The organism is Terrimonas ginsenosidimutans (genome assembly GCF_022012415.1).
GTDB lineage: Bacteria > Bacteroidota > Bacteroidia > Chitinophagales > Chitinophagaceae > Terrimonas_A > Terrimonas_A ginsenosidimutans.
This window is the reverse complement of sequence record NZ_JAKLTR010000017.1, coordinates 83,795-110,150: the sequence shown is the minus strand read 5'-3', so window position 1 is coordinate 110,150 and position 26,356 is coordinate 83,795. Positions and strand designations below refer to the sequence as shown.

Sequence of the window (26,356 nt, the reverse complement as noted above, 5' to 3'; positions counted from 1 at the left end):
GCCGATTGAATGCGGTACCGTTCAAAAAAAAGGCGGAAATGGGCGGCGCCTGGCAGTACAGACGGCTATTGACCGAAATACCGCCGGATAACAGCTGTCAGGAGCTGAAGCATCTGCAGAAGCTGAAAACAAGCCTCATAAATATTCGCCCTATTCCGACCGCAGGCTTTTGACCGGATTGGTCATTGCCGCTTTCACCGATTGAAAAGTAACGGTGAATAGCGTCAGCATAATAATAGATATGCCTGCAATGATGAATATGTAGGGATTGATAGTTATGCGATATGCAAAGTTTTGAAGCCAGGTGCTCATGATCCACCAGGACAAAGGAAAAGCAATGATCAATGAAATAAGGATCAGCCGGAGGAAGTCGGTCGATAGCATGGCCGTAATATTTGCTACGGAGGCTCCCACGACTTTGCGTACACCGATCTCCTTTCTTCTTTTTTGAGCGGAGAAAGCCGCCAGACCAAAAAGACCAAGGCAGGAGATGATAATGGCCAGCCCCGCAAAGTACCTGGAAAGAGCGGATACGCGTGATTCTGACTCATACTGTTTTTGAAATGCCTCGTCCAGCAGGCTATAGGTAAACGGAAAACCCGGATTGAATTTGGTATACAACTCCTCCATGGACCTGATCGCCTCCTGCATCTTACCTGTCTCTACGCTGGCGATAATTGTATTCCCTCCGTATAAGAACAGGTAAGCCGGCTTGATCGGCTCATGTAATGACTCAAAATGAAAATCTTTCACTACTCCGATGATCTGTACATCCTTGCCAAAACGGCGAATGGTTTTCCCGACGGGATCTTTCAGCCCCATCCTTTTAACAGCCGTTTCATTCAGGACAATGTTTGAGGAATCATTACCGAATTTTTTTGAAAAAGTTCTTCCTTCTGAAAGTTGCATACCCATCGTCTCCACAAAATCATAATCCACCTCAAATGCGTCAAAGAAGATCTCCGGCTGAGGCTCTTTTCCTGCCCACTCCATCCCGGAATGATTATATCCACGCCCCACGATTTTGTGGTAAGTTGAGCTGGCGTTAATGACTCCGCCGATCTTTTTGAGCGCTTCAATAAAAACAGTCTCTTTCCCCTTGATGGCACCTTCTGCGGAGAACCGGACGATATTGTTTTTATTATAACCTGTATCTTTCGATTGAATAAATTGTATTTGCTGGTAGATCACCATTACTGCGACGATCAAAACTGTCGATAAAGTAAATTGAAAAACGACAAGACCTTTCCTGGAAAGCACTTCGCCGACCGAGCTTCCTATTTTTCCTTTTAAGACATTAAGCGGGTTGAATTTTGAAAGGTATAATGCCGGGTAGCATCCTGCGAGCAAGCCGGTGGCGACGATAATTAATATGAATGAGAGCAGGAGGTCTGGTGTTAAATGAAAAGAGATCTGCTTGCCGGTGATCTGATTAAATGCCGGGATCAGCAGGGAAACGAAAAACAAGGCAAATGCAGCCGCAAGCAGTGTTAACAGCAGTGATTCTGTAAGAAACTGAAAGATCAGTTGCGGTCTTCGTGCGCCGACCACCTTCTTTATTCCAATTTCCTTTAGACGCCTGGATGCTTTAGCAGTGCTAAGGTTCATGAAGTTGATACATGCCACACTCAGAATGAAGAGTGCCAGTAAAGAAAACAGCTTCACGTAGCCGATCTTGCCGCTATCGCCGGCTTTTCCTGAATTCAGGCCATACAGATAGGCATCAGAAAACCGGGTTGCGAGCACTTTTCTTGAGGCATTCCCCGTACTGCGTGTGATTATATCTGCGACATTCCTGTTGAATATTTGTATATCTGTATTGCGATTGAGCAGCACGTAACAGAGAGGGCCTGAATGATCCCACAGATTTACCCATTCTTTTATACTTTTGAAATAATCAAACGGTAAAACGAAATCAAATTGCTGTGAAGACTGTGCCGGCACTTTCTCAAAGACTCCGGAAACAAAGAAGGTGGTATCCTGGTCGAAACGAACAGGGCGCCCGGTTACATTGGTTGTTTGCCCAAAAAGCTTTTGGGCAAGTTCGTCAGAGATAACGATCGAGTTTTTATTTTCGAGGACCTGGCTTTTATTTCCTTCGATAAGTTTGAAAGAGAAAATATTGAAATAATCTTTTCCTGCATATTGGCCGGTGGCTTTAATATTTTTTTCGTCAGCGGAGAGCGTGTATTGGGGAAACCAGTCCGGAGGCGCAACTGCTGCTGCGTAGTCAACTCCCCGTACCTGCTTTGCGACCGCATCTGCCAGCAGTCCCGATGACTGCGCAGAGGCAGTACTCTCATCGCCTGCTTTGAATTCCATCAACTGATAAAGCCGCTCATCGCTGTTAAAGAATTTGTCGTATTTCAGCTCATCATCTATCCATAAAAAAATCAGAATGGCGCAGGTCAGTCCCGTTGCCAGTCCAAACACATTTATCAATGCAAATTGTTTGTCTTTTAAAAGGTTTCTCCAGGCAATCTTGAGGTTTGTGCGGAACATAGATGAGTTATTGATTGGTTTGGTGAAGCATCATCATATCCGGGTATCGGGGGAATAATTTCCAATAGCTTCTCTATTAAAAATATATGCAGGAGAATACAGTTAAATATATGCCAGTAAATTAAAGATTGATAACCTTCCTGTTAAGTCCGGGACGATTGGATGGATGTCCGGTTTCGGTACAATATGTGCCCGGTTTTGTGACAGGATCGTATGTATTACGGATGAATTTTAGAAAGAACAATGCCCGGCTGGATATTTCGGATCAGGAACAAAGGTTGGGGGAAAAGAGGGATCAAGTTGAAAAGTTGGGGGGTGATCTACAAAATGGCCTGGGTCGAAATGTTCCGGATGAGCATCGCTCGCATAAACTTCTGGCGGCCCTTCCACCGTAGCGAAGCGGAGAAGGGAACCCAGGCCAGTCGCTCAAAAGATTTATCACCCTCAGCGTGTCAGCTTGTCACCATTTTTCACTGCCTAAAATCCCGTCAAACTTTGGACGGCCAAAGGACGACCAAGAGACGGACTAACGACGACCAACAAGCATTGCAAAAACACGTAGAATTTGACCCTGAATGATTCTCATCAGTCAACACAACAGCTGGCTTCGCGTGCCAGAATGTCGTATCTAAGGAGCTATATCGCTTCTTAAAAACTTGTAAGTGGACAAGTGATAATAACCCGTTTGCAGAATACCGGCAAGCCTGATTACATCAGGCGAGGGACCGAAACAAAAGCAAAAACTTTAAACTTTTAAACCATTAAACATTTAAACAACCATCCCACAACTTTTACGCTTGATCCGATATTTCCGTAAAGTGGCAGTATTGATCAGGAGCTGTATTCAGTGAAGGTATGAGCATTAAAAAAGCTTCACATTTCTGTGAAGCCTTTTAGTGTGACCGCGTCAGGATTCAAACCTGAAACCTTCTGATCCGTAGTCAGATGCTCTATTCAGTTGAGCTACGCAGCCAAACGGACGGCAAAAGTAAAGGAAAATAGATTCACTGCAAAAAGATTGGCAAAAAAAGTGAAAGTTTTTTTCAAAAAAAATGCATCGCCGGTCATGATCAGGACCGGCGATGCAAATCCTGCTTACTCAATGATACTCATAACGGTTGATCATAATCTTTCCGCAGCAATTCTCACGGCATCTTTATATGTTTTTCCTTCCTTCAATGCAGATTCGATGGCTTCAATGATCACCGGCAGGTAAATAAATTTCCTGTTTTCTGTATAGTTTTTCAGCAGATCATTCGCAGCATTTGTTCTACCCATTCTTTCCGCGATCATTACTTCCCCGGCACGCACAAAATGCTCGGTGACGCAGCTTTTCCAGGTGGTATAACCCTGCTTATCCATTGCTTCCCGAATAGGTTCAAAATGTGACCTGGAGGAAAGGATCAGTGAGTCGGGTAATGCGGCGACAACAGGATTAGCGAAAGAATGTCCGAACTCATGTACACTTAGCTCGAGAATATGCTGCGGATTGTTATAACCCAGGCTGATCGGGGTGTTTCGGTTGATCTGCTGTACTGCGAACGGGCCGAATAAATTGAATACAGCGGTTCCGTCTGCGCGATTTAATTTTAATCCGAATGCCATTCCGGAAGGGATGGTAAGGCTGGGCATTATTGTATATTCCGTAAAGCGTTTACCATAAAACTGCTCCATTGCGGCGATCGATCCTTTTGGCGGTAATGCCGACCTGATCTCTTTAAGCGTTTGCTGATAATACGCTGCCGCATCAACGTAGTATTTCTCAAAAGACATCTTTTTAAAGACACTGTTAAGTGCGTTGAGAAAAATGGATGCCTGACGTGCCGCTTCAAGGCTATCCCTGCCGGGAGCGAATTCTTCGATCGAGCGATAGCTGATACCGTTGTGCATAGCTGCCGCCGGAAACGGAGCTACATTCATCAATAAGGGAAAGATATCGGTGGACTGGAGATTCTCCATAAAGCCGGCGGCGGTTTTCAGATCTGCATCATCACGGAAAGCGTGGTATTTTTCTGTGAGTGCGATATCATACCGGAACCAGTCCTTCTTCAACTGACCATTATTCATTTTCGCGCCGGGCGCCAGCGCATCATCAGCCATTGATCCTATAAAAAATATGAACCCGGCAAATTCTGTATTGTGATCAAACCGGATATGGATCTCGCCGGATGTATCAACAGGAGGCAGCTGTGCAGCAATTTTAAGGCATAGGAGGCAGGTTGCTGATAAAAGGATCGTCTTCATTTTTTTACCCGAAATTATCCGTGTCTGGGGTGCGGATCCTGTCAGACTGGTGCGAAAACAGGTTTCAACACTTGTTTTTCAGGTATTCAGAGGGTGTCATACCCGTATGATTTTTGAAAACCTGGTTAAAGGTCGACTTTGAACTGAACCCGGATTCCATTGCCAGTGCGAGGATTGTTTTTGATTGAAGTTCGTCGTCTTTCATTTTCCGGAGCAGGTCCTCCACGCGGTATTTGTTGATGAAGGCGATCGCCGTCGTATTCAGCTGCGTTGCCAGGATATGTGTGAGGTAGCGTCGTGGGATGTTCAGGGCTGTTGCAAGATCATCCACCGACAGGCGTGACTGAATAAACATCTTTTGCTGTTCCATCAGTTGCAGAAGACGTTCCACCGTTTGACGGTCGTCATACGCCCAGGCAGCGGGCGGCGCGGCGGGAGTGGAGACGGACACAAGAGAAAGGCGGTCGAAAAGTCCCGATCTTAAGAGCACCAGATATCCAAGCAGCAACATAGATCCCGCCAGTAATTGAGCGAGCAGATCTGAAAACCTCCATCCGAAAAATGCATCAGATAGCCAGAGAATGCCAAGCAGGAGATAATAAAACGGTAAGGCCAAAGGAATGAGCGCGGCAGAAAATATCAGTCGTTTTCCACTGTAAATCTTCGTTGAAAAAGGTTTACGCCAGAGCCGGATGGTCCACCAGCCAAGAATGATCAATGTGGCGGTCACGGGAACGATCTCAGTAAAAGCAAACCAGGGAATGTTTTTTTGAAGATCAGGGACACTGGTGCCTGCCGACCGGAAGAAGAAGACCACAGTCTCCGCAAACACCTCGATAAATGCGGGGATAAAAAGCAGGGTCGACTGCTGTAGTGTCAGCGGCTTGATCCCTATTGAATTTCTTGCAAGGCTATATAGTGAAGGAGGAATGAAGAGATAAGATCCGAGCAGCCAGAATGGGAATGCGTCGGCATGATTTGGATAATTGATACTGACAGCAAAGTTCGTCAGCAATTCAATAGACAGGATGCCGATCAGAATTGCGAGATAAATAAGTACGCCATTGTTTCGCTTGGATCTCGCGGCTAAACCGATGGTGAGCAAAAGGCCCTGACCGCCAGCGAGGAGAAACCAGTAGGATTTCCAGTCTTGCATGGAACAAATATAATAGGTTCAATGCAATTGCCCTTTGCTGCACCGGGATACTTATAATTGCAGGCATATGGTCCTCCTGATGCACGCAGGTTCGTGCGAAGAAGCGCAGATGGCAGACGATCAACCGAACTATTTGCGTATCTGCACTTCTTCGCACGAACCTGCGTCTATCAGCGGGAAACTCCGCCTGGCTGTTTAGAGGAGTATATAATACGAGACAAGCTTATTCTACAATAAAAAGCGGTGTTGCCGGATCCACGTACTGTTTCTGTTTCAACAGGCTGAATGCTTTATCAAGAAATGCTTCACTGGTCACTCTTATAAGCACAACGGGCCTTTTTGTGTTATCAAAAAATGATACAACATAATTCGGTGATCGCTGATCTTTTAACAGTGCCTCTAGTTCCGGCAGCGTTTTCTTCAGTTCACTGATAGTGGAATCCTGGTTTTGATCAACAATGATCAGTTGGGTAGCTTTGCTTTTCTTTATATACCCAATGCTGTATTCATGCAGAACAGGACTGGAGAAATTATAGCGAGATGAACTAAAGTATTTTCCAATTATTTTTTTCAAACGGGCGCGATCCTGGCTGGCCTCGGCGTCTGCATACAGGAACATATTATTCAGGAGAATGGAATAATCAGAGAGAGAGCGAGGGTACGCTTTTCCGAACAACTCAATGGACTGTGCAACAAAACTGCTGTCTATCGTTTTCTTCTTTGCGAGATAGTCTTCCACTAATGGATAGATCGCATGGGCAAATCCATCTATATACGGATTATTATACCAGGATGTTGTATCTATCTGGCCGGTAAAATGTTTGTAGGCATATCCATTGCCGAGAGCTGTAGCCATCGCTTCGTCAAAGAAGCCGTAGGTGATTGCCGCGAAAGGTGATCTGCTTGTTTTGAACATGGCATCAAGTTCATGCTGGAACCCTCCTGATTGTTCATCATACAACACATGGCAGATCTCATGCAGTGTAACACCCATGGTGCCTGGGAGGTCTTTATTGCCTGTAAGAACAGCAACGCAAAGGCTGTTTGCATGCGGTGTGGCGGAAGTGTTTCCTGATACTGCCGGAATGGGAAATACAGAAACATCAAAGGGGATGGCGTCAGGCCAGGTGGAATTGTAGAGATGGCGGAACGCGCGGAACATTTCATTTGCTTTTGCTTCGTATTTCTTCAGGCCGATGATCTGATCTTTTACAGATCTTTCAGAACCCGCCCATACAAACCTGTCGTAGTAAGGCTCCGCTTTTTCAAGTACCCTGAAAAGCTGCTGATGTGCGTTGTTTGAAAGTATTCCAATTGAATTTTCCTGAAATTCACGGAGCGAATTGCTTCTTACGGCTGCGATGATCAGCAGATCGTATGTTGAGCGGGTCTGACGGCGACCTGCGGGGTACTCTTCACGGCTGTAATTATAGGAAAGATTGATCCTTCCAAAATCATTGAGCAACGAACTGAAAGCCGTATCATTTTTCAAAGCAGAAGTATCTATGTATCGTTTAAAAGTAGAAGAATGAACCTCCTGGCCGCTTGCGGTTTCGACAAAACTTAATACCGCATAAGGTTTGCTTGACTTAAAACGAACAATGGACTGTGAAAAGGAAACATGGGCCGAGGCTAACAACAACACCAGCGGGAGCAATAAAAATTTCATATTATTTGATTGGCTGCAAACGTACGAAGATTGTCGTATATCGTCAACTAAATTGTGTGAATGGTCAAATTGGATCAGCAAACAGTAACTTTTTTTTAAAACTGATGCAATGGTTTTTAACAATGTGTTGTCAGCGTATGAAAACTACGTCATGAAACCGATCACCAGACTATTGCTTCCCTTACTGCCTGTATTCCTGCTGGCAGGCTGTTTGAAAGACAAGGTAACCCGAACGTATACTATTTTTACCCCAGTGTATAAGGAGAAAAGCGTGGTGTTGGCAGATGTCGTGAAGCCATTGGCTGGTCGTTCTGTGCAAAATGCGGGTAAGATCTATGTTTATGGCAATTATCTTTTCGTTAATGAGATCAACGAGGGGGTGCATATTATCGATAACAGCAATCCGGAAGCACCGGTTTCGAAATCGTTTATAAATATTCCGGGCAACGTGGACATTGCGGTGAAAGGAAATATCCTGTATGCGGATATATATTCGGACATGATCGCATTGGATATTTCAAATCCATTGCAGGCCAAGGTTACAAAATTGACTTCAAACCTGTTTCCCGAGAGAAATTATATTGGCAGCAACGGCTGGTATTTTACGCCTGATACATCACGCTACATTGTTGGCTGGACAAGAAAGGATACAACAGTAGCGTATGAATCGCCTGAGATATGCACGAGATGTGGTATCGTGTTTGACAACTTTGCAACCTTTGCAAATGCATCTTCCAGCGGGGCAACGGTGGGCATCGCCGGATCAATGGCCCGCTTTGCTATCGTGAACAATTATATGTACGCTGTCGGGCTTTACAGTCTAAAAGTTATTGACGTTGCCACTCCATCTACCCCTTCCTACAAAAAAGATATTTCAATCGGATCTGGTATTGAAACGATATTCCCTTTCAAGGATAAACTATTTATCGGTTCAAACAGGGCCATGTATATCTATGATATCTCTGTAGCGGAAACACCAAAGTATACCGGATCTTTCCCGCATGTAAGATCCTGCGATCCTGTTGTTACAGATGGAGTGCATGCTTATGTGACACTGAGGGCTGGCAACTTCTGTGGGGATATTACAGAGAGCCGGCTCGAAATACTCGATGTAGCAAATCTTGCCGCACCGAAGCTTGTTAAGACCTATCCTATGAAAAACCCATATGGGCTTGCAAAGGATGGCAACCTGCTTTGGATCTGTGATGGTACTGCAGGGCTAAAGCTCTATGATGTATCTAACCCTGCAGATATTTCATTAAAGAAATCGATTTCAAACATTGAACCTTTTGATGTAATACCAATGAATGGTAAACTGATCGTAAGTGCAAAAGAAGGGATTCTGCAATATGATTATTCAAATCTTTCAGATATCAGGTTGCTCAGCCGCATTCAAAAGAAATAGACATGTTGAGAAAACTATTACTGGTCACGTTTCTGATCAACAGTTTGTTTTGCGCAGGTCAGAAAAAACTGTATCGCTCGTATAATTATTTTGCTTTTCTGGCCGGAGAGAGGACCGGTCAGCAATTGACAACCATTCATGGTTTGGAAAAAGGCTCGTGGTTCGCCGGAGCAGGAACAGGGCTTGACAGATACGAACTTCTTTCACTGCCGGTGTTTTTATCCGGTTCAAAATACCTGTTTCCTTCTTCAAATAACCTGCTCTTTACGATCAATGCTGGAATGTCGTTTCCTCTGGAGAAGAAAAGTGAAATGTTGCGGACTGCTGTAAAGGCAAATTATCCAGCGCGTCCTTTTGGTGAGGCGGGTTTCGTATATCGCTTCCAGGAAGAGAGCATGAAGAAGGGGCAGGGGATATTGCTTGGTGTGTATTATTCATATAAGGGCATGCGCATTAAGCAGACCCTGAGTGGTAATTGCCCCAATCCGCCGTGTGCAGATACGTATGAGTACATAAATTACGAGTTGCATCGCTGGGCGTTCAAGCTTGGCCTTGCTTTGTAACGCGAATGGAGTGCTTATAGGCCGGCCATTCCCGCTCCATTCGCGTTTATAGCTTTGATATACTGACGGATCTTTGTTTGTATTATTTCATGTGGGATATCCTCTGCCGGGTCAATCCGGAATGATTCATACTGGTCTTTGGGCTTTGTGTTTTCCGGAAACTTTAGCAGTCGTTTGTCGGTGCAGAATCCGATCATCAACTTTTTATGATCAAGCCAGATATAACCCAGCTTCATTCCTTTATAGGAAAAAAAGGGGATCTGGAATTTTCGCTCTTGTTCGATACCGGGATGTGCTTTTAAAATGATATCACGAAGTGCGAGCAGACATCCCTGATAGGGTTCAGGCTTGCTCAGATAATAATTTTCCAGCTTTGAATTCATATCACCGTTATTGTCTCAAAGGTACAGCAGGTGATATGCAGTTCACCGGCTTATCTATTAAAAAGATAATAAAGGTTCAGTTCTTCTCCCGTTTGCTGGTTCATTACCAGGCCAAATACCTCGGAACGCAACCAGTTCTTATTGGCCATGCGCTGGGAAAATCCGAGAAATGCATGCTGTTCAAATTGGAAGTTCCCGTCCGTGTAGCAATCCCCGTCGCATTCCCAGTTACCGCCATCGGTTCGTTGCTCACCGTTATCGGCCTTATATAAGGCGGTGCGGTCAACGTATACATAGTCCCATTTATCGTTACTTATCACCATGTCAGTATATGGGTCATTGGGATCCAATGCTGCAGTCAGCACAACCGAGTGGTCATTTGTTGCAACAATAACACGGGGTTTCCATTGGTCGTTAAACAGGCCCGTAGCGGCTGATAAACGGATCCCTTTTCCATTTTCGACGATGCCGATATTTTGCGTAAGATCATACCTCCTTTGATAGTTATCATTCAGGATCCGTGCGTAGATCCTGATCTCCGTCGTCCATTCGCCTTTTTCAAGATCATTGAGATCCGCTTTCAGCAGGCGGTTGTCCCTGATCATGTTTCGTCTGATCAAAGACGCGCCTTTCGTCAGTATTACGACAGCAGAGTCAACCCGATCGAATGAGATGGTTGATGGAGAGAAATGAATGGAGATCGAATTATCTTCTTTTACAGGGGAACGCTCTTTTTTACAACGGATGATTATAAACATCAGCAAAAGCAGGAATAGGGTGCTGTAGTTTAGCAGGAACGGAAATCTCAGGATAGGTTTTGGCATGAGAGGCATTTGGCCGCTAATGTAGGATAGCTAGGCAGTATGATCTACCTGGCAGTGGCCGAGTTGTGGTTTTTAGTTGTTCAATTGATGAAAATGTGCTCTCCAAAAAAAATCCACCGCGATAAGAATAAAGCGGTGGATACATACACATGAGAAATAAAAAAAACTATTCTGATCTTAATGATTTTACAGGGTTTGCAATAGCGGCTTTTATAGATTCATAACCAACGGTCAGCCATGCGATAATGAGTGCCGCCAGCGCTGAGAGCGCGAAGATGACCCAGCTGACGGAGGTTCTGTAGGCAAAGCCTTCGAGCCAGTTGTTGACCGCCCACCACGCAAGTGGGATGGCGATCAGCGTTGCGATCAGGATCAGACGGGTGAAGCTTAATGAAAGCAGATACACCAGTTTGCCTACGGAAGCGCCCAATACTTTCCGTACACCGATCTCTTTTGTTCGCTGTTCCGCCATGAATGCGGATAATCCATAAAGCCCCATACACGAAATTAAAATTGCAAGGATCGCAAAGACATTGAACAGGCTTCCCATTTGGTGATCGCCTTTATAGGCTTTATCGATCTCCTGGTCAACAAATCCATAGGAAAACGGATAAGCAGGATTCAGTTTGGTATTAATCTTCTCCATTGCTTTGATCGTTGCTTCCGCCTGGCCGGGTTGTGTCCGGACGATGGCAAGATGTCCCGGCTGAAAGCGCAGAATCATCGGATCGATCTTATGCTGAAGTGTTTTGAAATTGAAATCCTTTACCACACCAACGATCATTCCTTTTGTACCCCACATTTCCAGTGGTTTTCCTACAGCGCTTTCCGGGGTCATATTCATTGCCCGCGCAGCTGTCTCATTAATTATATAATTGCTGGAATCTCCTTTGAAATTGGAAGAGAATTCACGTCCACTCGCCATCTTCATCCGGAAGACCCTGAAGAAATCTTCATTCACATTCATATTCGGGAAAATAGTCTGGTTGCCCGGTTCCTTTCCCTCCCATTGAACGTTGATCGTTCCGCTGGTATGGTTTGCAGGAACGGCATTGGTGATAGTGAAATTGCTGGTAAGCGTATTACTCTTCAATTCGCCGCGCAGGGCATCCTGCATGTTTGCAAGATCTCCGGCAATCGGCATATATAACAGGTTCGATCTTTCGAAACCGAGGTTCATATTTTTGATAAAGCGCATTTGCTTAAAAACAACTACTGTTCCTGCAAGCAATACGATGGAAACAACAAACTGCAACACCACAAGTGTATTCCTGAACGCAAGATTTCCTCCCATTTTCCTGACGTTCCCTTTGAGTACTTTTACCGGTCTGAAACCTGAAAGGAACAGGGCAGGGTAGCTGCCGGCAACAAGCCCCGTTACCAGGGCTATACCAATTAAAGTGAGGAGCAGTTTTACGTCGAATAATGAGATCCCGAGCTCTTTTCCTGCAAGCAGATTAAATGCTGGTAATAATAACCATACCAGCAGTATAGCCAGTAAGAGAGACATAAAAGAGATCATGATCGATTCGCCAAGGAACTGACCGATCAGCTGCCCGCGGACAGCCCCGACCACCTTGCGCAGACCCACTTCCTTTGCACGTCGTGCAGATCTGGCTGTGGACAGATTCATGAAATTGATACAGGCAACGACCAGTATAAAAATGGCGACAATGAAAAAGATCTTGACATAGAGATAACTACCGTGACCGGAAACATCGGCCTGGTAATCTGAATGCAAATGGATCTGTGAAAGAGGCTGGAGTGCAAAATCCACTTTAAGCAATTCTTCAGGGATCTGTTTTTTGTATAGTTCGTCAGCCTGTTGGGTTACTTTCAATATCGCAGCATCGCTGGCGGCGATATTGTCTTCCAGTTGAACATAACTGTAGAAGTTGAAGTTATCCCATACATAATTTTTTATGTCGCTGTTGGACTGTGCGATTGCCGAAAAAGGCATGATATAATCAAACTGAAGATGCGAATTCGAAGGGATATCGGCCAGTACACCTGTTACCAGCACATTCGCATTTTTATCCTTTCGCAACATTTTGCCAATCGGATTTTCGCTGCCGAAATATTTCTTTGCCATTGATTCCGTGATCAGGATCCCATCTGTGCGGCTAAGTGCCGTACTCCGGTCGCCCTTAACCAGCCGGAAAGAAAATGCCTGTAAAAAAGTGGAATCAACATAGTAGCCATGTGGTTCTTCAAACCGTTTGTCTTCTACCTGGAATACAATGGGGTTTGAACTGGTGAAACGTATGATCCGTTTTACGCCCGGGGCTTTCGCCTGTAGCTCCTGTGCTACGGGATATGGCGTTACAGCTGCCTTGAATTGCCCAACGGTGCACACAACTCTGAAAAGCTGATCACTGTTCTGATGGAAGCGGTCATAACTCAGTTCATTTCTGACCCAGAGAAAAATGAAAATACTGCAGGTCATACCGATCGTGAGTCCTGCAATATTGATCATGGAAAATGCCTTGTGTCGGACGATATTCCTTATTGCGATCTTTAGGTAATTCCTGAACATGGGCTTGTGTTTTGACGGAGAACTTTCGTTCTTCTGAGTTTTAGTAAAGGATGCCCGGATTGCGAACCAAGTATATGCCAGTTGTGAAAGCGTTTGATTGTCATGCAGTTAGAGTGTGCGTTGGGTGAAAGTGTACGGAAATGCTACAAATATTGTTCGTTGGCGGACGGTTTTGGAAGAAAGAGCCTCCTTCGCAAAGTTCGGCGCGCGTTCTTTTGAACACGTTGGTTTATCCCGGCGCAGCTCCAGGTGCTTATCGGTTTTCTTATGATAAGCGCCAGCGGGCAGTACGCCTTTTTCGACGGCACATCTACCAGTTCCGGGCAGGCAGAGCCGTTGTAAAAGAGCATTTCCAACGGGTAAATTGTAAACCAATGTCTTTAGTTAGGGCTTTTTCCGAAAGTTCATTCGATGACCGATGACCGATGGCCGTTGGCCGAAAATACATATACTTATTAGTGTCGATACCCTTTACCAATTAGCAGCAATAGCTTCCATCTAAATGCGGCACTCGGTCATCGGCCATCGAGCTACTATAGGACGATCTCTCAACTAAACGATATGGAATTGTAAACGGGACTTCGATGTCCCGCCGGATTATAGCATTCACTCCAGGACCGGTGGCTTCCCTGCGCTCATCACCCCTGATCACGCGTTCCTGTACTTTGATTTTTTCATCCGCCTAAGATGTCGTTGGTTTGTTCAACGAACAACAAAAAGAATGCTGGACAGACGCAATATTTCACTTTACTGGAGGTGTCAGCTGATCGGGTGGTCAGCGGCTTCGCTTTACTGGGGATTGGCGGGATATACAGGTACTAATTTCAGCATATTGCTGGCGATCATTCATTTCCTTGCGGACCTGCTGATGTATATCGCTGTTACCCATTTATTCAGGAGCATATCAAAACATTACAAATGGCACCAGCTTCAGCCGCGGCCACTGTTGTTGCGCATAGTGCCGGCAACGGCCTTGCTGGGCGCCGCGTTCATGATCCTCACCATCGGGAAAACATTTCTGATCAGGTACACATTTGAAGATGGATTTGCGATAACGTTCCAGCACTATTTCAATTCTCAGTGGCTGGTGACGCTTGTGACCGGCGTAAGGCTGATGGCGATATGGATCCTTGCCTATTATCTCTATCATTATGCGCAGAGAGAATTGAAGGCCACCAGAGAATCGGCTCGATTGGCCCTGATCGCAAAAGATGCTCAATTGGATAACCTTTCTTCGCAACTGAATCCACACTTCTTTTTTAATTCATTGAACAATATCAAAGCGCTGGTGCTGGAAGACCCGCATGCTGCAAGACGAGCAATTGATCTGCTATCGGAATTGCTGCGGACAGCCTTATACAAGCGGGATGGAATGCTTATCCCTTTAAAAGAAGAAATGGCCCTGATCAATGACTATCTGGAACTGGAAAGGATCAGGTTTGAAAGGCGGTTGGAAACGAGCATCGAGATAGATCATAACCTACTACTAACACTTGTCCCGCCCTTAAGCATACAGGCCTTGGTCGAAAATGCGATCAAGCACGGAATTACAAAAAGAAAGGAAGGGGGGAAGATCACGATCTCGGTAACAGAAGAAAACGGCTTCTTAAAAACCAGGGTGTCTAATTCGGGAAAGCTGAGTAACGTAAGCAGGCTCGGCCTTGGCCTTAATAATTTGGAGGAAAGACTGGCACTTCAATTTAACGGGAAAGCCAGTTTTGAATTAAAGGAGGCCGGTGATGATACCGTCTCTGCTACCATAAAAATCCCGATCAAATGAAGAAGCTTCGTACACTGATCATAGATGATGAGAGACTGGCCAGGGACGAGATAAAGCTTCACCTGCAGGAATATCCGTTTATTGAAGTAGTTGGTGAAGCCGCAGATGCTGATGAAGCGGAACAGTTGATCATCGCGGCAGGACCAGATCTTATTTTTCTCGATATACATATGCCGGAACGTTCCGGTCTTGATCTGCTTGAATCACTGGATCAGGCCCCGGAAGTTATTTTCACCACGGCCTATGATCAATATGCGGTGAAAGCCTTTGAATTGAATGCGCTTGACTACCTGGTAAAGCCGGTCAGGAAAGAGCGGTTTCAGCTCGCCATCGAAAAGATACAGGCAAGAATGAATGAAACCACCAGCCAGGCAGAACGGCGGCATGTATTCATCCGGGAAGGAGAAAGAATGTTCTGGATCAAAATAATGGATATATGCCTGGTGGAATCATCCGGTAATTATTCGATGATATATACCACCGGGAGGAAATATTGTTTGAAGCGATCGCTTAATCAACTGGAGAAGATCCTGGACCCCGATGTGTTTTTCCGTGCAGGCAGAGCTGCGATCATCAACACCAATTTCATCAAGGAGATCAAGCCTCTTCCGAAAGGAAAGCTGGAAGTTTCGATCGGTTCGGGACAAACAATAGAGGTCTCTGGGCGACAATCATCTGTTTTCAAGAATAAAAACATGATATAATAACAGGAAATGCTATTTCTGCTTCAGGATGGATATAGTATTACCCTGCCGGCACCTGAACCGGCTTCCTGTATATTTCAATTAACACTATGTACATGAAAAAAATGTTCATCCAGGCATGGGTATGCCTGCTTATCTCTGTGTCTGTAAACGCGCAATCTGTTGTGGAAGAGCTTAAATCCAACCCTGAATACCTTGTAACGGACAGTATCCTGATCAGAACAGCGGATGGAGCATCTGTTTCTGCGTGGGTTGTCAGGAAGAAAGATATGAGCACCCCGCAGGCGACAATACTTCAGTTTACGATCTACGCAAGACAAACCGATATATTGAAGATGAAAGATGCGGCCGATCATGGTTATATCGGGATGATGGCCTATTCGCGCGGCAAGCGATACAGTGATGACGAGGTAGCGCCGTATGAATATGAAGGCAGGGATTGCTATGATGTGATCGAATGGATCACTCAGCAGCCCTGGAGTAATAAACAGGTAGGCATGCGGGGTGGAAGTTATAATGGTTTCACACAATGGGCTGCTACAAAGAAGTTGCATCCGGCTTTGAAAACGATCGTAACGTCTGCATCCGTCGCACCGGGACTTGATGTGCCGATGACAAACAATGTTTCGATGAGCTTTATTTTTCCGTGGATATATTATGTGTCGAACAATAAGTTTCTTGATGAGGATGATTACAGAGGTTCGCAATGGGAAGAGGGCTATCGCAAATGGTTTTCACAAGGAGCGAGTTACCGAAGCCTGGATACTGTTATTGGCCGGCCGGGAACGAAAGTATTTCATCGTTGGCTGGATCATCCTACTTACGACGCATACTGGCAATCGATGGTTCCATATCAACACGAATTTGCCAACATCGATATTCCCATACTGAGTACAACTGGCTATTATGACGGCGGTCAGATAGGAGAGATGTACTACTATCGTGAACATTTGAAATACAAGCCCAACGCAGATCATTACCTGATCATCGGTCCATATGGCCATTTTGGTTCGCAGGGGAAACCCGATTCGATCTATAGCGGGTATCGAATAGATCCCGTTGCAAATATTTCAATCCATGGGATCACTTATGAATGGTTCGATCATATTTTTAAAGGAAGTCCAAAGCCGTCATTTCTGAAAAACAAAGTGAATTACCAGGTCATGGGAACCAACGAATGGAAACACGCGGCAAGTCTTGATAAGATGTATAATAAAGCACTAAAGCTATATATCACCTCAGCCGATCAGGGTGAAGGAAAGCTGAGCTTAAAGCAGGCCGGGAAGGCCAAACCGTTAGAGCTGCAGATTGATTTTAATGACAGGACTTCTGTAAACAGTTACTATTATTTTAACCAGGTTGTCTACGATCATCTCAATATAAACAATGGCATTCTTCTCATTAGTGATCCGCTGCAGGATGATACAGAAGTAAGCGGCCGCTTTACCGGTGAAATAAAAGCGATCATCAACAAAAAAGATATGGATTTCAGTCTTGCACTTTTTGAGATCCTGCCCGATAGCAGCTATTTTCTGCTGTCATATTTTATGGGCAGAGCCAGCTATGCTAAGGATATTCATAAAAGGACCCTGCTCAAACCCGGGAAAAAGGAAAGCATTCCATTCAGCAATAGTTATATGACAAGCCGTATGCTCCGGAAGGGTAGCCGGATTGCTGTTGTCCTGAACGTAAATAAAAGCGCTTTTGAGCAGATAAATTATGGTACAGGTGGCGACGTGAGTTCGGAAACGATAAAAGATGCCGGTGAACCATTACGGATAAAATGGTTGCCTGACAGCTATATCAGCCTGCCTGTGTTCAAATAATGCGTTGTTCTTCCGGATCCTGCCTGCGGTTTTGTTAGCCGCAGGCATTTTTGTTTTCCGGATTCACATCCGGAATTACGTTATTCACACCGGGGATCTCAGACAGCTGTATTTGGTTGATATTTGTGCGTAGAATAAAATTCAAGCACAACAAATGAAAATGATCTTAAAGTTACCAATCCTCGCAATGCTGCTGGTCGCAGGCATTTGCATCCATGCACAACAGGAAAATACGGTGTTCAGGCAATTTGCTGAAAAACAAAGCGGGCTTTTTAATAAGGCCTATGAATCCCGCGATCTGGAAAAATATCACACATTACTGGATGAGTGGAACGCAAAGTTCAGTGATCTTACAAATGAAGAAAAGAGGAAGTTCTCCAACTATTCCATCAATGCATTGTATAATTTATCCTGTACGTATGCGCTGCTTGGTAAAAAACAGCAGGCATTGGATTACCTGGAAAAATCGATACAACAGGGTTATTCGAATTATCAGCATATTCAGGCAGATAAAGACCTGGATGGTCTGCGGGCCGAGCCGAGATATGTTTCAATGATAAGGCCCCTGCGCGAGACCGGGGACTATCTCTATATTTTGAAGAAAGCCGGTGCCTATAACCATGGCGATCGGCGTCCATTACCTGCATTTACGTATCAATCTGCATCTGCACCAGAACTGATTGCATTACAAAAAGCATTTAATCTCGATTCCGTTGCGGGCTCCGGCAACGAGCTATCAAAAGTGTTGAACCTCCTTCACTGGGTACATGAGCTGATCCCGCACGACGGTAATCATGAAAACCCGGTGGTAAAGAATGCAATGAGCATGATCGCGGTTTGCAAGAAAGACGACCGGGGACTTAATTGTCGTGGTCTCGCAACCGTATTCAATGAAGCTTGCCTGGCAGTTGGATTTAAGTCGAGGATGGTGACATGTTTGCCGAAGGACAGTCTGGGTACAGACCCAGACTGTCATGTGATCAATATGGTCTATTTACCATTGGCAAAGAAATGGATTTGGGCCGATCCGACAAATGACGCGTATGTTATGAATGAAAAGGGAGAGGTATTGGGAATTGCTGAAGTAAGGCGATCTATTATCGAAGGTCGCCAGCTGATCCTCAATCCAACGGCCAACTGGAATCACCGGCAAAGCACCACGAAAGAAAATTATCTTTATCACTATATGGCCAAAAATCTCTACATATTGCAGTGCCCGGTTAGCAGTGCTTATGATATCGAAACAGCGGCTGCGGGGAAAACGATTGAGTACATTCAGTTAAATCCGCTGGACTATTTCAGGCAAACACCGGATAAAACGCAGCGAACAGGTTCGCAAAGTGGTACGACATATATATATTACAATACCAATAACCCGGATACATTTTTCCAAATCCCATAATATGAAAAAAATACTGATCGTTTCTTTTAGTCTGATCGGGGTATTGAACCTGGCTGCGCAGGTGAAATGGGCTGATACTACTGTTAAGTTTTCTGATGTCGACTGGAATAATTACTCTACCTCTTATCTTGGTAGTGATGCAAAGCGTGACCCCGTGCTTGTGACAGCCATTCCATATAATGGCATTTGGAATATGCATGACCAAAGCGCTCTCGATATGGATTTTTCTGGCTCGGCATTTCGTTTCCGCTCGAATCTTGGAGATGGCTACCGGAAACTGTTCACATATAGCGAGGGGGATGTATATTTTCTTGTTCCAGGTATCTTCAGACCCAACGCACATCAGTATGAGTTCAGGGTTCTGATAAATGATAGCATTCAATTAAAGCCATGGAGTGAAATTGATCAATTTGTTGACGATGATTTCGGGCTGAATGATTTTCCCAAAGGATTTGCTTTTCTTGGTGGATTTCATGCTGACTGGGATCAATACCTTGTTGTTGAGTTGCGGAAAAAAAATGAAACAAGGCTTACCGCAGCAAGCGTTGTGTACTGGAAACCGGCAGCGCCCCAGATAATAAACATCTTTACCTCGGCAGAGTTAAACGAGCTGTTGCTCAAGGCAAAGAAACCTTTTGATATTCCTGCACTAGCGGCTACGCCCGAAAAATGGCAGGGCAGGTATACTCCTGATCAGATAGACAGTTCTAATTTTCTTCCGAAAAATCTATCTCTTGCTCCGGATGAGAATAATCTGACCTTCGTATTAAGTGCAGATGTCTATAAGAAAGAAGCCTTGACATATACCCTGATCAGGGATGGCAGGGTATACAGAAAACCTGGCTTTAATGATAATGCCAATAACCTGATCTCGCTAAGAAGCTTGCCTCCCGGGCAATATTCTTTGCAAATGAACTATGCAGCTCAGCCGCAAAAGGTTTCGTCATATTCATTCGAAATAAGACCAGCGTGGTATCAAATGTTGATCGTAAAGATAATTGGCGTCATTCTGATCGCTGGATTTACGTTTTCATTTTTCCTCTGGTGGAAGTTAAAGCGCCAGAAGAAAAAGACAGCGGCCGAGCAGGCAAAGAAGGAGCAGCTTCAACTAGGCTTGAAAAGTATCCACTCGCAGTTTAACCCACACTTTATGTTCAATGCGCTTTCGTCAATCCAGGGGTTGATCAACAATAACAAGATCGAAGCGGCGAATCGTTACCTGTCTGACTTCGGAGTGCTGATCCGCTCAGCATTGACAGACAGTAACAGGGAACTTGTTCCGTTGGAAAGAGAATTGCATACGCTGGAAACTTATATGAAACTCGAACAATTAAGGTTTAACTTTGCCTACAGTATTTTTCTGGATGACCGGATCAATGCGGCAGCAATTGAATTGCCATCATTGTTGCTTCAGCCATTGATAGAAAATTCTGTGAAGCACGGGATTTCGGGCATGGATAAAGGTAAAATTGAACTCAGGTTTACGAAGCAGGAACAAAGTCTGCTTGTGAGTATACACGACAATGGAAGCGGATTTGATGTGGCCCAATCGTCAACGGGGTTTGGTCTGAAGTTGACAAAAGATCGCATTGGCCTGCTGAATGAAATGATGCCTGATCAAAAGATCTCACTCAATATAGACAGCGAATTACAACAAGGTACTACGATTCAACTTTTATTTAAAAATTGGCTGACATAAAGATGAAGACCGTCTTAATAGATGATGAAAAGAATAACCTGGATAATCTACGGCAACTGTTAAACGCTTATTGTCCATCCGTGCAGATAGTCGGCGCTGCAATAAATGCTGCTGAGGGTAAAAAGATCATTCATGAGCAAAAACCTGATCTTTTGTTTCTTGATATACAAATGCCTCAAAAAACAGGATTCGATCTCCTTCGCGAGCTTGATGATTATTCATTTGAGGTGATCTTTGTAACCGCCTATGATCATTTTGCTATACAGGCGGTAAGATTTGCAGCAGTCGATTATTTGTTGAAACCGGTCAATATTGAAGAACTGCGGGCTGCAGTGGATCGTGCGGAGAGCAGGGGCAGGCAAAAAAAGCAAAATCAGCAATTGGAGAACCTGCTGCAATTGCTTCATCAGAAAAAGGATGAACATCGGATTGCTCTCGCTACGTTAAAAGAGACGCGCTTTGTAAATACCAGAGCGATCATCCGATGTGAGTCATCGAATAACTATACCAGTTTTTTTCTGAAAGACGGTGAAAAGCTGATCGTTTCAAAACCTATTTACGAGTTTGAAGAAATGCTTGAAGGGTATGGCTTTCTCCGGCCGCATCAGTCGCATCTTGTCAATCGCATATATATTAAAAGTTTGCTGAAAGAAGATGGTGGAACTCTTTTGCTTGAAGATGGATCATTGGTACCCGTATCCAGATCAAAGAAAGAAGAAGTTCTTCGTTCGCTTTCGCAATGAATGTGGCGTATAGTTTGTACCGTTTCGGAAAAAACAATGCCTGAAGGCCCATCCCTTGTCTTATTGAAAGAAGATATACTGCAATTCCGCCGCAAGAAGGTAATGGCTGCCGGAGGCAACGCCGCAATCGATGTTCAGCAACTGGAAGGGCGGCAGCTTCTCGAGATCAGGACCTGGGGAAAGCAACTCTTTCTCCTGTTCAGCGGCAAAATCACTATCAGGATCCATTTGCTGATGTTTGGTTCTTATAGCATCAATGAGCGGATACGCCTGAAGCGGTCGGTAAAACTTGAACTTCATTTCAATACCGGTACTCTTTATTTCTACACTTGTTCTGTAAAAGAGATGGAGCCTGGTTGGGAAACAACTTATGACTGGAATGCCGATCTCCTGAGCAAAAAATGGGCTCCGCGTGCTGCACGTGCGAAACTGAAAAAGATTCCGGAGACCCTTGTTTGCGATGCCTTGCTTGATCAGCAGATCTTTTCGGGGTCGGGTAATATTGTCAAAAATGAAGTTCTCTTCCGGATCTTCCTGCATCCCGAGTCGACATTAGGTGCCATTCCTCCCCAAACATTCACCCTGCTGATCCGTGAAGCTAAACAGTACTGCTACGATTTTCTGGCGTGGAAGCGCGAGGGTACGCTGAAAAAGCACTGGCAGATCATACGGAAAAAGAAATGTCCCCGATGTGATCTCGCTGTACAAAAAAAATACTGCGGGAAAACCCGGAGAAGGACTTTCTTCTGCAAGAATTGCCAGGAAAAATATGTGTAAGAAAATTCCCACCAATCTCCCGTTAATATCTCAATACTAGCTTTCGTTAAACATTTCCCTGTATAATATTCGCAGTAGCTGAACAAACCAAGAATGGCATCTGTTTTTCATTATGCAAATCACAACTGTAGAAAAGCAATATGGACAATCAGACTATCTTTCAATTCTTTCACTGGTATTATTCAACAGAAGGAAATCTTTGGAAACATGCGCAGGAGAAAGCCGCGCATCTCGCATCATTAGGTGTTACACAGGTCTGGCTTCCTCCAGCCTACAAATCCGCAAAAGGAACGGAAGAGCCAGGGTATGCAGCCTATGACCTTTATGACCTGGGAGAATTTGATCAGAAGGGAACGGTGCGTACGCGCTGGGGAACGGTTCAGGAGTATCTTGACTGTATCCGGACATTTCATGAGCACGGCATAAAAGTGCTGGCAGATATCGTTCTTAATCATAAGATCGGTGGCGATGAAACGGAAAAGATCACGGTGCAGGAAGTGGATGAGGATGACCGGACGAAGATCACCAGTGAACCATACCAGGTTGATGCCTACACAAAATTTTATTTTCCCGGCCGCGGAGGCAAGTATTCTGCATTTGTATGGGATTCACAGAGCTTCACCGGTATCTGTGAAAACGAAAAGATCGCCATGATCAGGAATGAATATTTTAATGGGCAGTGGGAGGATGTTCCCGAAAAACAATATGGCAACTATGACTACCTGATGGGGAATGATATTGAATTCCGGAATCAGCACGTACGGGAAGAGCTGAAGAATTGGGGCGCATGGTATACCGAAAAGACGGGTATTGACGGTTATCGGCTTGACGCGTTGAAACACATCTCACCTGATTTTTTTCCAGAATGGCTCGCATTTCTGAAAGACCATTTTAAGAAGGACCTGTTGTGTATTGGTGAATACTGGAAAAATGATGTAGGAGAATTACTTGCTTACCTGGATTCCACTAATGGTGCTATACAACTGTTTGATGCGCCACTGCATTTTAATTTTCATAAGGCGTCGCGTGAAGGCGAAGCTTATAATATGGCGGGTGTTCTTGAGAGCAGTCTGACAGCTATCAGGCCTGAGCTATCTATCTCTTTTGTTGACAATCACGATACGCAACCGCTGCAATCTTTGCAATCGCCGGTTGATCCATGGTTCAAGCCGTTGGCATACGCGGTGATCCTGCTTCGTGAGCAGGCAACACCGTGCGTGTTCTTCCCATCCATTTATGGCGCGCAGTATGTCGACAATACAACGGGTAAAGAGGAATACATTGAATTGCCGCCATTGAGTTGCGTGGAAACGATGATGAAAGTAAGAAAGAAACTGGCATATGGCAGACAAACGGATTATTTCGATCATTCCAGTACCGTTGGCTGGACGCGTGAAGGAGTGGGAGAGCGGGAAAACAGTGGGTGCGCGGTAGTGCTGACTAACGGCCAGGAAGGATTCAAACATATGGCAGTCGGTAAGCAACATGCCGGTCGTACAATGGTGGAAGCTTGCGGTCACAGGCAGGACAGCGTTATCTTAGACGAAAATGGCGAAGCTGATTTCCCTGTCAATGCCGGTTCGGTATCTGTTTGGATCTTTGAAGGGGTCAGCCTGGATTAGATCACCAGTAAGTTATTTTTAACGCGACTCCGATTCAGATTGGAGTCGCGTTATCGTTATACCAAATATTTCCAAATCAATGGGATTCCATTTTGTCTTCAAGCTCTTTCTCCTGGATTTTTGATTCAACCCTTTCTTTCTTTAGGCTTACTCGTAGCCGACCATATATGCTCATATAACAGTTCGCGATCCATACCAGCGAAAACCCCGCGATTATATAACCGCGCCAGTCCGGAAGCAATAATCTGTATTTGGTCATTATCAATGCGAGGACTGTTACATAATGACTAAAACAGAATTCGCAGGTAAATAAGTAGAAGAATTTTCGTTTGATAAGATACCTGCAATTGTTCACGCGATCCTTGCAATAGTTGTTGAACTCGCTGAATATCTCTTCGTGAGTAACTGTCCATGCAATACAAGCAATGGGTATAGCGAGTATGAATAGCCATATTATCTGTATGTTAAGTGCCGGCATTGATCATCTGTTTCATTATTCTTTTCTATATTGTTTATTCCAGTAGGCTGCGTCCCAGCTTACCATGGCTTCATCGATAGTGGCTCCGCAGCCTATAATAGTATCATCACCGTTTCCCAGAGTAGCATAATAAGTGCCGTCATCCTGATACATATCGGGCCTGAAATTCTTTACTGATTCAGGAACATCCGGGGCAGAATGATCTATTTTGATCAATTCAGCATTGATCACCTTTCTATTCATAACAGCATTTTATATAATAATGCAATTCACATGCCTCAACCAGCGGTGGCGCAGCGATCAGCACTGAAGGCGACATATGCATTACCAAAACAGCAGTTGAAATTGTTCTTATCTCATGCAAATTTTGCTTTAATGATCTCCTAATTTCAAGGGTTTACCGGCAATGTATACAGGATCATCGTGTATGTATATCCTTATATTACAAGCAGGGAAGAGATTTTTTTTCAGAGTTATCCACATTGCCGCAATCTGGCAGCATATTGGTTATGTATGGCCGACACAACATATCTCATCACAAAAACTTATAACGATGAAGACCCTATTAAGCACAGCGTTTTTAAGCATTGTATTGCTGACTTTCGCAAGCACTGAAAGCCGCGCAACAAAAGAGACAGTTAACACTAAATCGTTCTCAACTCCTGTGCAGGATACTATCCCTAAAAAAGATACGCTCCGTAAGGATACGTTGAGAAGAGATACACTTCGTCTCTTCTAAATTAATAGCTGGTCATTAGGAAATTGCCGGAACGGAGACTAACGTTTCCCTTCTTGTCAGAGTACGATGACCAGCTTTTTTATGTGTATACGTCAACATGAAAAAAGGTGAATTGATTCAATATCAATTCACCTTTTTTAAATAGGAAGATCACTTCTACAGTCCCAATGCAGCAGAGAAATTATTCATTTTGTACATATTGATCTTACTGTACAGTGTCTTTCTGCTGATCTTCAGTATCTCTGCTGTTTTACGTTTGTTATTATTTGTTTCGCGTAGTGTTTTATAGATCATTTCATACTCTGCCTGTTTTACGGCTTCTTTAAGGAAGTCCCGGTCTGTCGCTTTAAACGTTCTGATCTGAGAGGGCAATGCTGACAGGTCTAGAAGCTGATCAGCGGGAGAGATGAATGCGGCCTGTCTTATAGTCTCCCTCAACTGAGGTAGCTGGCCTGGCCAGGGGTACGTCATCAGTTGTTGAAGGCAATCTTCAGTGATGCCGGGAATATTTTTATGCCATTCAAGATTTGACTTGGAAAGAAAGTAATTCGCAGCAAATCGTATATCACCGGAATGGTTACGTAATGACGGAACTTTCATTACACGAACATTTTTCAATAGCGGGGATCCTTCAAGTGACTGTTGATCACGATCGAAGGTTTTGCTATTGATGATCACTTTCAGATCAAGTGTGGAAGTCAATAGCTCCAGTAACTGTTGCTGTTGCTGTGATGGTAAGAGAAAAGGATCGTTCACCAGAACTGTTCCTCCGTTGAGAGACTCCAGCAATGCTGCATTGCTGAACAGATCAGGCATTTCATAATGAACAGGATGAGAAAGCGTAATACCAGGCTTTGATTGTCTGCCTGTTTGAGAATGGCAGGATAATACAAAGAAGGATCGATCGGCCCAGGCGCTCAGATCATGTACGGCTTCCGCAACGAGCTGGTTGCCCTCATCTGGAATGTTTGAAAGTATCACAGGGTGCTTGTCGGCTGCACAAGCAGAAATTATCTCCGATAATTTTCCTGAAAATTTCGCAGACACATCGTTTTGAGCCGTGAGTGTTGAAGTTTCAAAGGTGTTAAGCATACGATAACAGTTGCGCGAATCCGGTAGATTCACTTGATTATTGAAAACAACCCGGTATCAGCCACCATGGCCATTACCAGATAAAGTATTCCTTGTTTGAAAATTTGCTTCGAAAGAGAAGCAACAGAAGAGATGTATATAATCAGGTCATTGATGGAGTATGACCGTGCTATAAAATTAGGTTATTTGTGTAACCCAAAAACCAAATTGAG

The 26,356-nt window shown here is 44.4% G+C and carries 20 protein-coding genes and 1 tRNA gene; 11 read left to right on the top strand and 10 right to left on the bottom strand.

Going from position 1 to position 26,356, the window contains the following annotated elements; all coding sequences use genetic code 11:
• Positions 1 to 150: 150 nt before the first annotated feature.
• From LZZ85_RS22505 to LZZ85_RS22485, 5 genes are all read right to left on the bottom strand, one after another.
• A complete protein-coding gene (locus LZZ85_RS22505) occupies positions 151 to 2,502 on the bottom strand; it encodes an ABC transporter permease (protein WP_237875621.1) in 2,352 nt (783 codons plus the stop codon).
• An 899-nt stretch (positions 2,503 to 3,401) separates the two neighbouring features.
• Positions 3,402 to 3,475: transfer RNA gene (locus LZZ85_RS22500), tRNA-Arg, on the bottom strand.
• A gap of 149 nt (positions 3,476 to 3,624) precedes the next feature.
• Positions 3,625 to 4,746, bottom strand: coding sequence for a DUF4932 domain-containing protein (locus LZZ85_RS22495; RefSeq protein ID WP_237875620.1), 1,122 nt, complete (start codon positions 4,744 to 4,746; stop codon positions 3,625 to 3,627).
• Between the two features lie 64 nt (positions 4,747 to 4,810).
• Positions 4,811 to 5,902 carry a helix-turn-helix domain-containing protein gene (locus tag LZZ85_RS22490; protein ID WP_237875619.1) on the bottom strand — a complete coding sequence of 364 codons (1,092 nt, stop codon included), beginning with the start codon at positions 5,900 to 5,902 and terminating at the stop codon, positions 4,811 to 4,813.
• A 223-nt stretch (positions 5,903 to 6,125) separates the two neighbouring features.
• Positions 6,126 to 7,571 (bottom strand): hypothetical protein, encoded by a 1,446-nt coding sequence (locus tag LZZ85_RS22485; protein ID WP_237875618.1) that lies wholly within the window; start codon positions 7,569 to 7,571, stop codon positions 6,126 to 6,128.
• Positions 7,572 to 7,722: 151 nt separating this feature from the next.
• Here LZZ85_RS22485 and LZZ85_RS22480 point away from each other — a divergent pair, with 151 nt between their 5' ends.
• The gene (locus LZZ85_RS22480; RefSeq protein WP_237875617.1) at positions 7,723 to 8,976 is read left to right on the top strand and encodes an LVIVD repeat-containing protein; all 1,254 of its coding nucleotides are present in this window, start codon (positions 7,723 to 7,725) and stop codon (positions 8,974 to 8,976) included.
• Positions 8,977 to 8,978: 2 nt separating this feature from the next.
• On the top strand, positions 8,979 to 9,539 hold the full coding sequence (locus LZZ85_RS22475) for a hypothetical protein (protein WP_237875616.1): 561 nt from the start codon (positions 8,979 to 8,981) through the stop codon (positions 9,537 to 9,539).
• Between the two features lie 14 nt (positions 9,540 to 9,553).
• Here LZZ85_RS22475 and LZZ85_RS22470 read toward each other — a convergent pair whose 3' ends face one another.
• From LZZ85_RS22470 to LZZ85_RS22460, 3 genes are all read right to left on the bottom strand, one after another.
• The gene (locus LZZ85_RS22470) at positions 9,554 to 9,922 is read right to left on the bottom strand and encodes a DUF1801 domain-containing protein (RefSeq protein WP_237875615.1); all 369 of its coding nucleotides are present in this window, start codon (positions 9,920 to 9,922) and stop codon (positions 9,554 to 9,556) included.
• 50 nt (positions 9,923 to 9,972) lie between these two features.
• Complete coding sequence (locus LZZ85_RS22465) at positions 9,973 to 10,746, bottom strand: hypothetical protein (RefSeq protein ID WP_237875614.1); 774 nt, start codon at positions 10,744 to 10,746, stop codon at positions 9,973 to 9,975.
• A gap of 166 nt (positions 10,747 to 10,912) precedes the next feature.
• Positions 10,913 to 13,282, bottom strand: coding sequence for an ABC transporter permease (locus tag LZZ85_RS22460; RefSeq protein WP_237875613.1), 2,370 nt, complete (start codon positions 13,280 to 13,282; stop codon positions 10,913 to 10,915).
• Positions 13,283 to 14,003: 721 nt separating this feature from the next.
• Between LZZ85_RS22460 and LZZ85_RS22455 the strand changes: the two genes are divergently transcribed.
• The 8 genes from LZZ85_RS22455 to LZZ85_RS22420 all read left to right on the top strand — a co-directional run bounded on the left by LZZ85_RS22455 (position 14,004) and on the right by LZZ85_RS22420 (position 23,835).
• Positions 14,004 to 15,062 (top strand): sensor histidine kinase, encoded by a 1,059-nt coding sequence (locus LZZ85_RS22455; protein WP_237875612.1) that lies wholly within the window; start codon positions 14,004 to 14,006, stop codon positions 15,060 to 15,062.
• A complete protein-coding gene (locus LZZ85_RS22450) occupies positions 15,059 to 15,766 on the top strand; it encodes a LytR/AlgR family response regulator transcription factor (RefSeq protein WP_237875611.1) in 708 nt (235 codons plus the stop codon). Before LZZ85_RS22455 ends, LZZ85_RS22450 begins: the two co-directional genes overlap by 4 nt.
• A 95-nt stretch (positions 15,767 to 15,861) precedes the next feature.
• Positions 15,862 to 17,592: a CocE/NonD family hydrolase gene (locus tag LZZ85_RS22445; RefSeq protein WP_237875610.1), complete on the top strand. Its 1,731-nt coding sequence runs from the start codon at positions 15,862 to 15,864 to the stop codon at positions 17,590 to 17,592.
• Positions 17,593 to 17,746: 154 nt separating this feature from the next.
• Complete coding sequence (locus LZZ85_RS22440; protein ID WP_237875609.1) at positions 17,747 to 18,994, top strand: transglutaminase-like domain-containing protein; 1,248 nt, start codon at positions 17,747 to 17,749, stop codon at positions 18,992 to 18,994.
• Position 18,995: 1 nt separating this feature from the next.
• Entirely contained in the window at positions 18,996 to 20,693 is a 1,698-nt protein-coding gene (locus LZZ85_RS22435) for a sensor histidine kinase (RefSeq protein ID WP_237875608.1), read from the top strand.
• A gap of 2 nt (positions 20,694 to 20,695) precedes the next feature.
• Positions 20,696 to 21,436, top strand: a complete 741-nt coding sequence (locus LZZ85_RS22430) for a LytR/AlgR family response regulator transcription factor (protein WP_237875607.1) — start codon at positions 20,696 to 20,698, stop codon at positions 21,434 to 21,436.
• A gap of 36 nt (positions 21,437 to 21,472) precedes the next feature.
• Complete coding sequence (locus tag LZZ85_RS22425; protein WP_237875606.1) at positions 21,473 to 22,213, top strand: DNA-formamidopyrimidine glycosylase family protein; 741 nt, start codon at positions 21,473 to 21,475, stop codon at positions 22,211 to 22,213.
• A gap of 140 nt (positions 22,214 to 22,353) precedes the next feature.
• Complete coding sequence (locus LZZ85_RS22420) at positions 22,354 to 23,835, top strand: alpha-amylase (RefSeq protein WP_237875605.1); 1,482 nt, start codon at positions 22,354 to 22,356, stop codon at positions 23,833 to 23,835.
• Positions 23,836 to 24,328: 493 nt separating this feature from the next.
• Here LZZ85_RS22420 and LZZ85_RS22415 read toward each other — a convergent pair whose 3' ends face one another.
• Positions 24,329 to 24,556 carry a hypothetical protein gene (locus tag LZZ85_RS22415; protein WP_237875604.1) on the bottom strand — a complete coding sequence of 76 codons (228 nt, stop codon included), beginning with the start codon at positions 24,554 to 24,556 and terminating at the stop codon, positions 24,329 to 24,331.
• 310 nt (positions 24,557 to 24,866) lie between these two features.
• Between LZZ85_RS22415 and LZZ85_RS22410 the strand changes: the two genes are divergently transcribed.
• Entirely contained in the window at positions 24,867 to 25,052 is a 186-nt protein-coding gene (locus tag LZZ85_RS22410) for a hypothetical protein (RefSeq protein ID WP_237875603.1), read from the top strand.
• Positions 25,053 to 25,208: 156 nt separating this feature from the next.
• On the opposite strand, the gene LZZ85_RS22405 is transcribed toward LZZ85_RS22410, so the two are convergent.
• Positions 25,209 to 26,144, bottom strand: a complete 936-nt coding sequence (locus tag LZZ85_RS22405; RefSeq protein WP_237875602.1) for an AAA-type ATPase lid domain-containing protein — start codon at positions 26,142 to 26,144, stop codon at positions 25,209 to 25,211.
• Positions 26,145 to 26,356 lie beyond the last annotated feature (212 nt).